This is a genomic window from Enterococcus caccae ATCC BAA-1240 (assembly GCF_000407145.1).
Lineage (GTDB): Bacteria > Bacillota > Bacilli > Lactobacillales > Enterococcaceae > Enterococcus_L > Enterococcus_L caccae.
Window position 1 is genome coordinate 363,848 of record NZ_KE136476.1, and the last position, 13,173, is coordinate 377,020.

Sequence of the window (13,173 nt, forward strand, 5' to 3'; positions counted from 1 at the left end):
TCATGCTATACTATTCTTGTCTAGGGAGTAGTGTTTTTGATTAGGAGAGTTTTTCTCTTGTTCATTAATGCTACTTTTTATTATATTGTCAAAATCTTTTGAATCTGTCATTATCATATAAGTTGTTTCATTATCAAAGTATTCTTCATTATTGATAAATACTTTTCTAGAATAATTTTTGTAGAGTTCTAATTTTTTTGATCGTTGTAATTCCAGTTTAATCTCTTCTATATTTTCTATACACATCACTTTTTCAAAAGGCTTCTTTAAGTTCTGGCTAGTAAAGAAAGCTTTTTTGTGTTCAGATTTTTCGGCTAAATCTTTTGTGAAATATTTACTGACATAGCTACCATATTTTTCTTTTGCTACATCATTTGGGATTTGATTAATTCTGATAAAGCCATGTTTCCAAATGTGTTGTAGTTCATTAGTTGGAATAAAAGGAAAGTCGAATAAAACAAGGTGATAATGAATAACGGACTTTCCTGTTTTTAGCTTTCGTTTTGCCTGTATTTCCCAAGTTGCAATATACTTGACTCTGGGAAGCTTCATTTTCTTTGTCAGTCTGTAATTTAGCCGTTTTATAAACTTGTTAAATAAATAGTTTGTTTTCTCTAGGCTTTCTAGATCATCCGCAAAAGTTAGTGTTAGAAATTTTGTCTGATTATCAAAGTTCATATTAATCAACCTACGAATATATTGTGCTTTATTTTTATAATAATTAGCTTTCTTATCAAGTCATTCCTCCTCAGATTCTTTATTTTTTTCTTTTAATGGAATGATAGAGCCAGTTTTTCTTTTTCCAGTGAAACCATAAATAACTGGAGTCTGATAAAAATACAATTCTGAACTGTAAGGAGTGGAAATCACTTTAACATTGTATTCTGGCATTAATTGACCACCTTTCAGATGTAATGACTTTTTTTTATAGATCTGCTCTAAACTGTGAATTTGACCTCAATTTCTGCTTTTTATATTCTCCAGATAGTAGACTATTATCAAGTTAAATAGGAAGAACCTCACTTCGTTCGATTCTTCTGGCTCTTGCACCACATCCGCACTAGCATTTGTCGCTGACGCACAAATGCGCACGGTGTGTCTCAGAGCCTAAAAAATAGAAAACTAATCTAACCCCTAGCCCCAAATCATTTGGGACACACTCGCCGTTGGGCAGTTCTCTTTGCTACTTCATATCAAAGAGAAGACAATCAAGTGTTTTATGGGAGGATATTAGCCAACAACTCCTTAAACCGCTTCGCTATTTACCGTTGACTGCACTTTATGCAGACTTCTTTTCAAACGTTAAACTGAAACCTAAAATTTCTTCAACTGCTTTTTTAGGAACAAGTCCTAATTTTGAATTATCATAGAAGTTAAATCCTTTATTAACCATTAAGATTTTCGATTCTCTGATGATTCGAGTTGCTACAGAGGGTTTGAAGCCTAATGATTCTAAATCTGATTTTGTATCAGTGGTATTCATGAAATCACATCCTTTTAAACCAACTTTCTATGTTTTTAGTAGTTTTAAAACTACCTTAATGACAATATAACATCTTTAAATCGACTTTTTAACAAAAAGATTGGTTTAATTCTACTTTTTGTGTATAATGAGTTTGAATGGAGGTTTTAATCAATGTTAAAAAGTAATTTAGCTGAAAATATTAAGAAGTATCGTAAGAAAAAATCATTAACTCAAGTTGAACTAGCTGAAAAATTGAATATTTCAAAACATAGTATTATAAGTTACGAAAAAGGGGCGACCTTTCCATCTAGTGATATTCTTGAAAATATGATGGAATTGTTTGAAGTTACGCCCAATCAATTATTTTTTCCGATTTATACTGATGAAGATGAAATTACGGATAAAGAAGCAAAGATTAAAGAATTAGAATCTTATCGAGAAAATATTTTAACGACTGTTAAAAATATTGAAGATAATGCTTCATTGATAGAATACAAAGATCCTGTTTATGATGAGCAAGGAAATATTATTGAATATAAAGATGTAGAAATTTCAGCTATGGACCAAGCTATAGGTGTTTTAGTGAAGGCGATAGATTTAGAAAATTTGGATATGAGATTGTTAATTGAGGTTTTTAATATGAAGATTGACGGTGAAATTAAAAAAATTGATATTAAATAATTGTATCTTGTAAAAAGAAGAAATTCAGTAATTGGATTTCTTCTTTTTTTTAACCAAAAATATGTTAAACTAAGCTTGTATGTTATTGCATTCAATTAGTATGTTTTTTTAATTTTTTATTTTAGGAAAGAGGCGCTTGTCATAGTGTGTTATACAATATCATCTACAGAAAAATTAAATGAATCCGCATCAAGTTTTGAAACTGCATCATTATTGTACTTAATAACATTAAATAGTAATAGAAATAAAATGCATTATTATTTTATAGATTTATTCAACGATGTTACATCAATGACAGAAAAAGATGAAATCTTATTTGATGTACAATCTAAAAATGATAAAAATATGTCTCCAAAAAAATTAGGTAGATATTTAGTAACACTTTTTAAAAACTATGTTTCTTCTATAGAATTTGACTCTTATTACTTGACCATTCCTTGTAATCTTAACGAAAAAAACATTAAGAAGAATGTGCATTCTAAAAGTAAAACTGCAAGAATTATAGATTATCTTGAACAAGATGCATTGAGGAAAGTAGGGGAAGGGTTATTTGAAGAAATAAATGATAAAACATACTTAAATAAATATGTGAAAAGTAATACTGATGTTGTTATTAAAGATGAAATTAATAAATTTCTATCTAAAACTTATGTAGTTATATTATCAGTTGAACATGAACAATTAGTATTAAACTTTCTTGAAAATAAATCTTTAAATGTTGATAAAGTATTTTTAAAAAATATTTTTAATGAAATCAGAGATGCACAAAACAAACTAAAACAAATAAACGTAGAAAATTTGACATTGAATGTTGTTTCAGAGGCAGTGGATTTAAAAAAACATTTTGTGAGTGAAGAACTGAGAACATTAGTATTCAATAGAATTATAATGTTGGATTTTTGTGATAACAGCTTACCTTTAAACTTTGTCTATTACGTTACAAGGAATTATTCAGATTTTTCCGAATGGGAATTAAAAGAATTATATACAGATTGTATTGATTCAATAAGGAAAACAATTTTTGACAAAAATAGTAAGAAAGTTTTTTGGACGACCTTTTGTGAAATATACAATCTTATTTTGAACCATCCTAATTTATCAATTACTGAAATCTATCAAAAATTGGAAAGAAATTTTATAGATAAAATGAAATTTCTTAGGGATAGTGAAGATGTGTATATATATTTTATTGCTTTAATTCAAAATGGAGTAAAGGGGTACTTAGAAGAGTATGAAAATTAATATGGTAGCGATAGGAAATTCAGAACAAGCATTTGTAGAAAAGAGAATTACAAATGGTGTAAATATCATTATAAGTGATGATAATGATAGAGGGAAAACAATTGTTATACAGTCTATTTTGTTTGTATTGGGGAATGTTCCTGTATATCCAACAAGTTTTGACTGGAAAAACCACTATTTTTATTTATCTATTGATGTAAATAACTCTACTATTGAAATCTTACGAAAAAGAAATCAATTTATTGTGATTGATTCAAAAAATAGTTTTCAGATATTTGAGACTGTAAAAGATTTTACAAAATATTTTGATAAAGAAATTTATAAACTTCCACAATTTATAAAAAACGAAAAAAAAGAGACAGCATCACTTGATTTATTTCACCAACTGTATTTTGTAGGGCAGGATGAAAGAAGTACATCAAATATAGTTAATGCTGGAAGGTATAACAAAGTAGATTTTTTAAATATGTTAGCATTTATGAAATATGATTATTTAACTGAGACTGGTTTATCAGAAAAAATTAATAAACTTAAGAGTGAATTGAAGAATTTGAAAATAGATATTGATAAAAAGAATAAATCAATTAAATATAAAAAGAGGTTAAAAAAATATGAGGAAGCAACGAATTTAGTTGAGGTTGAAAAGAAGTTTAAAAGGGTTAGATTGGCTTTGAATAAAAGGATAAAAGAAATATCGGAATTAGAAAAAGATTTAGCTCGTTTAGAAAATTTTATGTCTACTAGAGATAGGTTGAAAAACGAACTTAACTCACTTAATAAAGAACTAAACTATGGAAATGTGAAATGTAATGATTGTGGATCGAAAAATATAATATATAGTTCTAAAGATGATAGTTTTTCTTTTAATGTTTCTAACTCAGATATTAGAAGAAAAATTCTTGAATCTATTGATAGAGAAATCCTGACAACACGTTTTGAAATTAACGAAAAAAAATCTTTGATTAGAGAGAAAATTAATGATAGAAGTCAAGTTTTAGTTGATGAAGGTTTGACTCATGAAGATTATGTTTATTTTTCAGAATTTAATAAATCATTAATTGACTACAATGATGAATTAAAAGAATTGTTAGATATTAAAGATAGTTTGGAATTGGAGATTACTACTTTAGAAAATCAGAAGAAAAATTCATCTAAAGAATCTAAGTTGGCAGAAAAGAAAATTTTAGAATTAATGAAAAAGGAGTATCATTATTTTGATAATGAAGGAAACTTAGAATTTGATAGCTTATTTACTAAAAGAAATGTTACTCATTCTGGAAGTGATAGGCAAGAGTTTATGTCTGCAAAATTAATTGCTATAAATAAATTTTTAGAATTACCTTTTCCAATAATTATTGATGCATTTAGAGAAGGTGAGTTATCAACGAATAAAGAAGAATTAATGATTCCTAGATTTGAGAAATTAAATACTCAAGTTATATTATCTTGCACTTTGAAAAAAGAAGAACATTTTTCAAATAAATATTCTGAATTGAAAAATGTAAATAAGATAGACTATTCAAAAAATGAAAAGAACCATATTTTGAGTGCTAAAGCATTGAAAGAATTTAAAGAAATAATTAGTAAATTTAATATTACCCTTTGACCACTGACCTTTTCTTGACCTCCTTTCAAATCAAAAGTGAGGTTATTTTCTTTATCTACTGAATTGGAGTATGCTCAAAACAATTAAAATCATTGTATTTCTATCTAAATAAGAGTTAAAAACACACACGACCCATTGGGTGCCAAACCCACGAGAACGGTATTCTGTCGGCGTCTTTGGACGTTTCGAAGATGGAATAGGCGTTCTTTTTTTGTTTATGTGCTCTTTAAACGGATTGTATAAGTGCAATAATCATATGAAGTGAGTATTCCATTATTTAATGATACACTAAAGAAAAGAACCATCTAGGAGGGGAAATCATGAAAAAGACATTCCTATATTCATTCACATTGATTGCATGCCTATCACTAGTTGCATGCGGTGGAAAAGGTAAAACAGCTGAAAGTTCTAGCCAAACTAAGAATACTGAAAAAACCAGCCAAACTACTAAATCTACCAGTGAAAATACAACGAAGCCAAGTACGAGCCAAAGTTCTACAAAATCATCCACATCATCAACAGAAACGAAGACTAGCGAAAGCAAAGCAGCTGTAAAAACAGAAACCAATACACCTGCCAAACAAGCGGAGACTGTCTTGAATCAGTTAAATACAGCATTTTCAAAGGATCATTTACCTCAAGCTATATTGACGAGTCGAACAGCTGAGTATTTAACGGCAGCAACAACACGTGTAGCTGATCAAGCTAATTTTAGAATTTTATATTACGCAGAAGCTAACCCAATAGAAGTGAACGATCTTGCAGTTAATGATTTACAACCAATCTCTTCATTTGAGAAGAAAACATATGATACAAATGAAGCCGCGGCTAGTGCAGTAAATCAACTCATTGATAATGGGGGAGAGCCAATTGATTTAGGTTATGGAATCACTGGCCACCAACAAGGGGCTGCAGGTTCTAGTTATTTATCATGGCAGGAAGGAAATTGGCGTTTAGTTGTTCGAGCTTCAAATATTGGAGGAGAAGTAGCGGAACCGTTGGCTAAAGAAGCTGTTGCCTATTTAGAAAAAGCTATGCTTCCAGCACCTCAAAATGTTGGACAGATTTCTTTAACAGCTAGTGTGAGTGACAACTATCAAACAAATTCAGTGGTATGGCAAGAAGGGGCGATTGTTTACACTATTCAGCATTTTGATGCATTACAAGCACTCAAAATGGCTGTATCAACGAAAGAATAAGTTTATCTCACTAGTCAAACTAATACGAAAGCAAAGGAATTATAAAGTACTTCATTTGAGTGGTATCGGAAGGAATTCCGATACTTTTTTTGTTTAGTCCTATTTTCATAAAAAATAAAATGAATAAAGTTTCCCACTATAGGCACTTGATTTATCTTTTGGGGAAGAAAATCAGCGACTGAAAAATGTGCATACAAAATCAGAAGAACTCCTATGCCTATAGTGGTGACTTTAAACGGAAGTATAGAAATTGTTATATACTTTGAACTTATTATAATAGAAGAATTACTATGTAGGCAATTGATACGCCGTTAAAAAGGAAAATAAAAGCAAAACCCTTATCTAAATCCAACTATTTATTAGCATCTAGATAAGGGCTTTACTTTGTATTTAAGAAAGTTTACTGTGTAATACTACTTTTGTCAGGTTGAGAATGAGCAAGACGACTGGCAGCAGCTGCTGCGATTGCGCCAACAATATCATCTAAAAATGTATGAACTTGTGGTCCTTCATGAGAATTAAGTTTAGCCAAGATGCCTGGTTTTACTTTATCAATATAACCGTAGTTCGTAAATCCGATTGAACCATAAACATTTACGATTGAAAGCGCCAAAATTTCATCGATTCCGTAAAGACCTTCATCTTCTTCCAGAATCTCCTGTAAAGGATGTATTAATTTTTTTTCTTCAGCTAAGATATCTAATTGAATACCAGTGATAATCGTATTATGGACTTCACGTTTTGACAAAACACTATCAATATTTTCCATACAAGTTACCAAATCAAGATCTTCAATGTACGGCTTCTGTAAAAATAAAACTAACTCTGCTAAATCTTCCATTTCAACACCGCGATCTTTCAGTAACTGACGAGCCTTTTTCTCTAACGTTTCTCCTTGTATGACCAAAATAATAACCTCCAATACTTCATTTTTAAACTTAGGATACATCAATGGTATACTATTTAAAGAGAAAAATGCAAGGAGAAAATCGATGAATCCACTAATAGAATGTTGTGAACAAAACCTAGCTAAAGGTGCAGAGCTATTATTGAGTGATCCATTTATTGAAGAAAATGGGGATGTGATCTCTTATTCCTGTATGAATGAATGTGTTCTTTGTGCTCAAACATTCTTTGTTTTGTTTGAAGGCGAACGAATAACGGGTGTTACACCAGAAGAGCTGGTTGAAAATGTAAAAAAAGCCATCATCTGTTGGCAAGAAGATATGGGATAATAAAAAATGGAACCTGTCATTTAATGGCAAGTTCCATTTTTTATTAAAGCATCTTAGCTTCTTTTCCTTCAAATAAACTAGTACTATGCATCGGCTGGGTTCTTGTCTCAGGTTTAATATAGTGCAATGCATTATTGACAGCAGTCGGTGCTTCCCCAAATCCTGTGGCAATCAATTTTACTTTCCCATCATAATTACAAATGTCACCAACTGCATAAACACCAGGAAGGTTTGTTGACATATCAGAGTTCACCTCGATGGCATTACGGCTAACGTCTAAGCCCCAATCTCTTAAATGACTCAAAGATGAAGTGAAACCGTAATTGATGATCAAAGAATCTAAATCAAGTTTTTCAAAGTTATCTGCTTTGGTTTCTTTCAATTGAATCCCTTTGAATGAATCGTTTTCTACTAAGAGTTGATCAATGACATAAGGTGTATAGATTGAAACTTCGGAATTTTTCAAATTATCTACGCTATGCTCATGTCCACGAAATTCGGGACGACGATGGATAATCGAAACTTCTTCTGCAATTGGTTCCAACATTAGAGCCCAATCAATAGCAGAATCACCACCACCTGCGATGGCTACTTTTTTACCCGAAAATTTACTCATATCTGTTACATAATAATGAACATGGTTTCCTTCAAGTTCTGCTGCACCATCGATTGTTAAACGTCGAGGCTGAAATGAGCCATTGCCAATCGCAAAGATAACGGCTTTGGAGTAATGAACACCTTTTGATGTTTCAATACGTAAGTAGCCATCTTCTTGTACCAAATTCCTCACTTCTTCTTCTAAACAAGTTTCATGAGCAAAAGGAGCAATTTGTTTTTCTAAATTTTCGATTAGTTCACTAGCTTTGATTGCGGGAAAACCAGGAACATCATAAATATATTTTTCAGGATAAAGCGTAGACAGTTGTCCACCCAATTGAGGCAAACTATCGATAATTTTTGTTTTTGCTTTACGGATTCCTGCATAAAAAGCGGCGAAAAGACCCACGGGACCTGCACCGACGATGGTTAGATCATAAATATTTTTTGAATCAGACATCAACTTTTCCTCCTGTTTCTATAATAAAAAAGTGTCCATTCAGATAAAATGAAACCCTAAATAATAGTATATCGTTTTTCACAAAATATCACTTGTAACAGAAAAAAGCAAGTGGAAGTTTGTGAAAACAAGGTTCTTTTAAAAGAATAACAAAGATAATGGAATTTTCAAGTGAAGTTGTTTATGATAATAAAAGATAATGGAATTTTCAAGTGAAGTTGTTTATGATAATATAAGTAAGTAAAAATTAATGAGGAGGAAATAACAATGTCAGAATTTCCACAATTAGATTTAGCAAATGTTAAAGGCCCTAAAGCCGTGATAAAAACCAACCGCGGGGATATTACTGTGCAACTATTCCCAGAACATGCACCAAAAACAGTTGAAAACTTTGTTCAACTAGCCAAAAAAGGCTATTACGATGGTGTGATTTTTCACCGTGTTATCCCTGATTTTATGATTCAAGGTGGCGATCCTACTGGAACAGGTATGGGCGGTGAAAGTATTTACGGCGAAAAATTTGAAGATGAATTTTCTAAAGATGTGTTCAATTTACGTGGAGCGTTATCAATGGCTAATGCTGGACCAAATACGAACGGTAGTCAATTCTTTATCGTGAATAACCAAAATGTTCCTGCTAATATGTTTGGACAATTAGAAGGTGCTGGCTTCCCTACAGAAGTGATTGAAGCGTATAAAAAAGGTGGTACACCTTGGTTAGATTTCCGTCATACTGTTTTTGGTCATGTTGTAGACGGTATGGATGTTGTAGATGAAATTGGGGGCGTACAAAGAGATTCTCAAGATCGTCCAACGTTTGATGTAGTCATTGAAAAAGTAGAAATTAGTGAATAAGCAATAGCTAGCAAAAAAGCTTGAAACAAAACTAAAAACTAGTTTTGTTTCAAGCTTTTTTTGCTATTCAAAAGAATATTTGATTCTACGTAACCCTTCAATCAGTGTTTCTTTTGGACAAGCAACATTCAAACGCATATGTTGTGTGCCGTTAGGTCCAAAAGAGATCCCAGGATTTAAAACTACTTTTCCTTTATGGATGAGTTGCTTTTGCAATTGTGCATCGGTCAAACCCAACGATGAAAAATCTAACCAGATCAAGTAAGTTCCTTCTGGCCGCATCATTTTGACTTTTGGAAGTTCTGTTTGCAAGAAGGTACTTACCGTGTCAATATTTTCTGTTAAATAAACGAGCAACTCTTCTAGCCAGTTATCACCATGTTGATAGGCGGCTTCTGTACCTACATAGCCGAAAATATTGATCTCATTTTGAAAGTTACGTTCTTGTGCTGCAATGAATTTTTTCCGTAAGTCAGGATTTTCAATAAAAATCATTGAATTTTTAATACCAGCTAAATTAAATGTTTTTGTTGCAGCAGTCAATGTGATCGAGAAATCTTTAAACGATGGGTGGACATTTGCAAATGTTGTAAACACATGTGGAGCAAAAATTAAGTCTTGATGGATCTCATCACTGATAACAAGTACATCGTACTTTGCGCATAGTTGACCAAATGCTTCTAGTTCGCTTTTTGTCCATACTCGCCCACCAGGGTTATGTGGATTACAAAGAATAAATAGTCGAACATTTTCAGCAACGATCTGTTTTTCCATCTCTTCAAGTGCCATAACAAAGTGTTCTTGTTCTATTAATAACTGGTTACGAATAAGTCTCCGATTATTTTGTTCAACAACTTTGGCAAATGGAGGATAAACTGGATCGTGGATCAAAATAGCATCGCCTGGTTCAGTGTATGCCTGAATAGCAAGAGAAAGACTTGGAACAACACCGCTATTGAAGAGGATAGCTTCTTTGTTAACGGAATAATCATGACGACGCTTTTGCCAACGTTGAATTGCCTCATACAATGAATTTGGAGCAGGTGAATAACCTAAAATACCTTGTTTCGCCGTTTGTTCTAGTGCTTCCAATACAGGAGGGTTTGCTTTGAAATCCATATCAGCTATCCATAAAGGCAATAAGCCATCTTCCCCATAAGTGTCTGTAATTGAATCCCACTTAGAACAATTGGTGTTACGGCGATCATAAACTGTATCAAATTCTACCATTCAATTCATCCTTTCTATTTGAAAACATTTTTCGTTAAATAATACTTAACTATAGTATAATGGAGTTTCAATAAAATATGAACAAAAAGAATTAATAATATAATAGTAGAAATAAATTCATGCACTTTTGTTGGGAACATGATATCATTTTACATGAGAAAAACATTTTTATGGGCATAATGAAAAGAGGATATTAATATGGAATACAAAATAGGGATGATTCTTGACGGAACGATTACAGGCTTACAACCTTATGGTGCATTTGTTTCATTAAGTGATACAGTTCAGGGATTGATACATGTCTCAGAAGTGCAAGCTGGCTATACCAAAAATATTCATAGTTTATTAACAGTAGGGCAGAAGGTTAAAGTTCAAGTAATCGATATCGATGAATATTCAAAAAAAGTCAGTTTATCGTTGAGAACATTGGAGACTCAAATACAACAGCCAAATCATCGACGCAAAAAATATTTCACCAATAAAAATAAAAAAATCGGCTTTGAAACGTTACAAAAAGAGCTTCCTATCTGGACTGATGAGGCAATGGATGCATTGCTCGAGAAATAATTCTGTTTTTTTTCAGAAAATATGGTACAATTTTCCTAGTTTATGAAAACAAAAATTAATTGAGGTGGATGTTTTGTCTAACAAAAAAGTCGCTGGTACTATTATGCTGAACCTAAATGATGGTTCGAAGAAGTTTCTTGTTCATCCAGTTGGTGAGTCAATGGCGTTTGTTACAACAAAAGTTTCTGAAGATATGACAGGATTGGCAAGTATGTTGCAAGTTTTCAAAGAAGAAATTCAACTAGATGTTACTTCAATTAATTTGGTCGAGTTAACAAATGCGCATACAGATGCTGAAAATATGCCTTTATTTGTATTTGAAATGAATGAAGATCATGTAATCCCAACTGTTGATGATAAATATGTGTGGGAAAAACCATCCGAATTAAAAAATTTATTAGCTTCTTATGATATTCAAGGAGTACCGATGTTTTAAAATGAACATAGATACATAAAAATAAGAGGTCCTTACTATTAAATACCTTTTATTTAAGCATTAAAGGGCGGAACAAAACTAGACATTAGTTTTGATTCGTCTTTTTTATATAAAATGAGGAGGTAGCTACTATGAAATTAAAACAAGTGATGGTTGAAGAAACCAAAACAGCTATGTTTTTATTACAAGAAAGTGCTGAATGGCTGAAAGCAACAGGTAGTGATCAATGGTCAGAGGTTTTGCAAGGGAAAGATAAACATAGATTAGCAGATGCGGTAGCAAGAGGAGAAGTATTTTTCTTCTATAATAATGAAAATCAATTGGCCGGAATGGCTGCAGCGTGGAAAACACCAACGGAGTGGGATAGATTGCTCTGGAAGAATTTTGATTTCAGCCAAGAGGTTAGATACTTACATCGCGTAATCATCCGTCCTATATATAGAGGGAAATCCTATGGAACGCAATTAATCAGTGCATTAAAACTAAAATTTAGTGGCAATGTAGTAGAGTTACGCTTAGATTGTTTAGCTAATAATCAAAAGTTAATCCAGTTTTATGAGGAAAATGGATTTACTAACATTGGAAGTTCAAATGATTCGAAAGGGAATAAATTCGAACTATTTTCTATTAAGGTGTAAAAACAATCGGAACTAGATGCTGTTTTAGCATAAATGATAGTATACTATAGACTTTCTATTCTAAAGACGAAAATAAGGCTAGAAAGAGTAAAATCAAATAAAAAAACTTTTTTATTTTTTGCAAATAAATGGTTGACCAATAAAGAAAAACTTGTTATATTATATCTTGTCGCAAGGCACTGAAGCAACACGCCAAACGATCAGAATAATATAACAATCCAACAGTTGAAAAAACTTTGGAAATCAGGCGAAAAACTTGTTGACAAACAATCACTAACCTGATAAACTAGTGAAGTTGTCACAAGAAACAAAAGACAGCTAAGCGAAAATAGAATAACAATCAAGTTTGAAAAAAACTTGGGAAATCAGGAAGAAAGTTGTTGACAAATAACAAACAACCTGATAAACTAATGAAGTTGTCGTGAAACATTCGATAACATCAAGCAGAAAAAACTTTGAAACTTTTTTTAAAAAAGTGTTGACATCAAATCGAAGATTTGATATGATATAAAAGTTGCTGCGAGGTAACATAGTAGACCTTTGAAAACTGAACAAAGTAAGACGAACCAAATGTGTAGGTTGTTTTTACAGCGGTAAAAACAAACAACAATTTTAACAAAGCGAAGCAATATGCTAGCAAACAAATGAGCTTAACAATCGCAAGATTGTGTTCAACTTTTATTATGAGAGTTTGATCCTGGCTCAGGACGAACGCTGGCGGCGTGCCTAATACATGCAAGTCGAACGCTTCTTTTCTACCGAGTGCTTGCACTCATTTGAAAAGAGGAGTGGCGGACGGGTGAGTAACACGTGGGTAACCTACCCATCAGAGGGGGATAACACTTGGAAACAGGTGCTAATACCGCATAATAGTCGACACCGCATGGTGTTGATTTGAAAGACGCTTTCGGGTGTCACTGATGGATGGACCCGCGGTGCATTAGCTAGTTGGTGAGGTAACA

Annotated in this window: 15 protein-coding genes and 1 rRNA gene; 10 read left to right on the forward strand and 6 right to left on the reverse strand. The window is 32.1% G+C overall.

The window, feature by feature from the left end; genetic code table 11:
• From I580_RS16160 to I580_RS16165, 3 genes are all read right to left on the reverse strand, one after another.
• Complete coding sequence (locus tag I580_RS16160; RefSeq protein WP_010770969.1) at nucleotides 1-678, reverse strand: rolling circle replication-associated protein; 678 nt, start codon at nucleotides 676-678, stop codon at nucleotides 1-3.
• A gap of 60 nt (nucleotides 679-738) precedes the next feature.
• Nucleotides 739-891, reverse strand: a complete 153-nt coding sequence (locus I580_RS17130; RefSeq protein ID WP_010770970.1) for a hypothetical protein — start codon at nucleotides 889-891, stop codon at nucleotides 739-741.
• A gap of 388 nt (nucleotides 892-1,279) precedes the next feature.
• Nucleotides 1,280-1,483, reverse strand: a complete 204-nt coding sequence (locus I580_RS16165; RefSeq protein ID WP_010770971.1) for a DUF3173 domain-containing protein — start codon at nucleotides 1,481-1,483, stop codon at nucleotides 1,280-1,282.
• A 153-nt stretch (nucleotides 1,484-1,636) separates the two neighbouring features.
• On the opposite strand from I580_RS16165, the gene I580_RS16570 reads away from it, so the two are divergent.
• The 4 genes from I580_RS16570 (at nucleotide 1,637) to I580_RS16185 (ending at nucleotide 6,193) form a co-directional block, all read left to right on the forward strand.
• Nucleotides 1,637-2,146 carry a helix-turn-helix transcriptional regulator gene (locus I580_RS16570; protein ID WP_010770972.1) on the forward strand — a complete coding sequence of 170 codons (510 nt, stop codon included), beginning with the start codon at nucleotides 1,637-1,639 and terminating at the stop codon, nucleotides 2,144-2,146.
• Nucleotides 2,147-2,437: 291 nt separating this feature from the next.
• Nucleotides 2,438-3,388: a hypothetical protein gene (locus I580_RS16175; protein ID WP_143141733.1), complete on the forward strand. Its 951-nt coding sequence runs from the start codon at nucleotides 2,438-2,440 to the stop codon at nucleotides 3,386-3,388.
• Nucleotides 3,378-4,994, forward strand: a complete 1,617-nt coding sequence (locus I580_RS16180; RefSeq protein ID WP_010770974.1) for a coiled-coil domain-containing protein — start codon at nucleotides 3,378-3,380, stop codon at nucleotides 4,992-4,994. Before I580_RS16175 ends, I580_RS16180 begins: the two co-directional genes overlap by 11 nt.
• Nucleotides 4,995-5,314: 320 nt before the next feature.
• Nucleotides 5,315-6,193: a hypothetical protein gene (locus I580_RS16185; protein ID WP_010770975.1), complete on the forward strand. Its 879-nt coding sequence runs from the start codon at nucleotides 5,315-5,317 to the stop codon at nucleotides 6,191-6,193.
• A 400-nt stretch (nucleotides 6,194-6,593) separates the two neighbouring features.
• Here I580_RS16185 and I580_RS16190 read toward each other — a convergent pair whose 3' ends face one another.
• Nucleotides 6,594-7,100, reverse strand: a complete 507-nt coding sequence (locus I580_RS16190) for a phosphatidylglycerophosphatase A family protein (RefSeq protein WP_010770976.1) — start codon at nucleotides 7,098-7,100, stop codon at nucleotides 6,594-6,596.
• A gap of 85 nt (nucleotides 7,101-7,185) precedes the next feature.
• On the opposite strand from I580_RS16190, the gene I580_RS16195 reads away from it, so the two are divergent.
• Nucleotides 7,186-7,428 (forward strand): DUF1450 domain-containing protein, encoded by a 243-nt coding sequence (locus I580_RS16195; protein WP_010770977.1) that lies wholly within the window; start codon nucleotides 7,186-7,188, stop codon nucleotides 7,426-7,428.
• 43 nt (nucleotides 7,429-7,471) lie between these two features.
• Here the strand turns inward: I580_RS16195 and I580_RS16200 are convergent, their stop codons facing one another.
• Nucleotides 7,472-8,485: an NAD(P)/FAD-dependent oxidoreductase gene (locus tag I580_RS16200; RefSeq protein ID WP_010770978.1), complete on the reverse strand. Its 1,014-nt coding sequence runs from the start codon at nucleotides 8,483-8,485 to the stop codon at nucleotides 7,472-7,474.
• Between the two features lie 267 nt (nucleotides 8,486-8,752).
• Here I580_RS16200 and I580_RS16205 point away from each other — a divergent pair, with 267 nt between their 5' ends.
• A complete protein-coding gene (locus I580_RS16205; RefSeq protein ID WP_010770979.1) occupies nucleotides 8,753-9,340 on the forward strand; it encodes a peptidylprolyl isomerase in 588 nt (195 codons plus the stop codon).
• A 63-nt stretch (nucleotides 9,341-9,403) separates the two neighbouring features.
• On the opposite strand, the gene I580_RS16210 is transcribed toward I580_RS16205, so the two are convergent.
• On the reverse strand, nucleotides 9,404-10,570 hold the full coding sequence (locus I580_RS16210; protein WP_010770980.1) for a MalY/PatB family protein: 1,167 nt from the start codon (nucleotides 10,568-10,570) through the stop codon (nucleotides 9,404-9,406).
• A 198-nt stretch (nucleotides 10,571-10,768) separates the two neighbouring features.
• On the opposite strand from I580_RS16210, the gene I580_RS16215 reads away from it, so the two are divergent.
• The 4 genes from I580_RS16215 to I580_RS16230 form a co-directional block, all read left to right on the forward strand.
• A complete protein-coding gene (locus I580_RS16215; protein ID WP_010770981.1) occupies nucleotides 10,769-11,137 on the forward strand; it encodes a CvfD/Ygs/GSP13 family RNA-binding post-transcriptional regulator in 369 nt (122 codons plus the stop codon).
• A 64-nt stretch (nucleotides 11,138-11,201) separates the two neighbouring features.
• Nucleotides 11,202-11,573, forward strand: coding sequence for a hypothetical protein (locus I580_RS16220; RefSeq protein WP_174277936.1), 372 nt, complete (start codon nucleotides 11,202-11,204; stop codon nucleotides 11,571-11,573).
• Between the two features lie 131 nt (nucleotides 11,574-11,704).
• On the forward strand, nucleotides 11,705-12,211 hold the full coding sequence (locus I580_RS16225) for a GNAT family N-acetyltransferase (protein ID WP_010770983.1): 507 nt from the start codon (nucleotides 11,705-11,707) through the stop codon (nucleotides 12,209-12,211).
• Nucleotides 12,212-12,890: 679 nt separating this feature from the next.
• Nucleotides 12,891-13,173 (forward strand): 16S ribosomal RNA (locus I580_RS16230); the annotation flags it as partial.

What these genes read in the sequence shown, in the direction of transcription:
- I580_RS16205 (WP_010770979.1), top strand. Translation starts at nt 8,753, where the DNA reads ATGTCAGAATTTCCACAATTAGATTTAGCAAATGTTAAAGGCCCTAAA.
- I580_RS16200 (WP_010770978.1), bottom strand. Translation starts at nt 8,485, where the DNA reads ATGTCTGATTCAAAAAATATTTATGATCTAACCATCGTCGGTGCAGGT.
- I580_RS16180 (WP_010770974.1), top strand. Translation starts at nt 3,378, where the DNA reads ATGAAAATTAATATGGTAGCGATAGGAAATTCAGAACAAGCATTTGTA.
- I580_RS16210 (WP_010770980.1), bottom strand. Translation starts at nt 10,570, where the DNA reads ATGGTAGAATTTGATACAGTTTATGATCGCCGTAACACCAATTGTTCT.
- I580_RS16160 (WP_010770969.1), bottom strand. Translation starts at nt 678, where the DNA reads ATGAACTTTGATAATCAGACAAAATTTCTAACACTAACTTTTGCGGAT.
- I580_RS16215 (WP_010770981.1), top strand. Translation starts at nt 10,769, where the DNA reads ATGGAATACAAAATAGGGATGATTCTTGACGGAACGATTACAGGCTTA.
- I580_RS16195 (WP_010770977.1), top strand. Translation starts at nt 7,186, where the DNA reads ATGAATCCACTAATAGAATGTTGTGAACAAAACCTAGCTAAAGGTGCA.
- I580_RS16175 (WP_143141733.1), top strand. Translation starts at nt 2,438, where the DNA reads ATGACAGAAAAAGATGAAATCTTATTTGATGTACAATCTAAAAATGAT.
- I580_RS16185 (WP_010770975.1), top strand. Translation starts at nt 5,315, where the DNA reads ATGAAAAAGACATTCCTATATTCATTCACATTGATTGCATGCCTATCA.
- I580_RS17130 (WP_010770970.1), bottom strand. Translation starts at nt 891, where the DNA reads ATGCCAGAATACAATGTTAAAGTGATTTCCACTCCTTACAGTTCAGAA.
- I580_RS16570 (WP_010770972.1), top strand. Translation starts at nt 1,637, where the DNA reads ATGTTAAAAAGTAATTTAGCTGAAAATATTAAGAAGTATCGTAAGAAA.
- I580_RS16165 (WP_010770971.1), bottom strand. Translation starts at nt 1,483, where the DNA reads ATGAATACCACTGATACAAAATCAGATTTAGAATCATTAGGCTTCAAA.
- I580_RS16225 (WP_010770983.1), top strand. Translation starts at nt 11,705, where the DNA reads ATGAAATTAAAACAAGTGATGGTTGAAGAAACCAAAACAGCTATGTTT.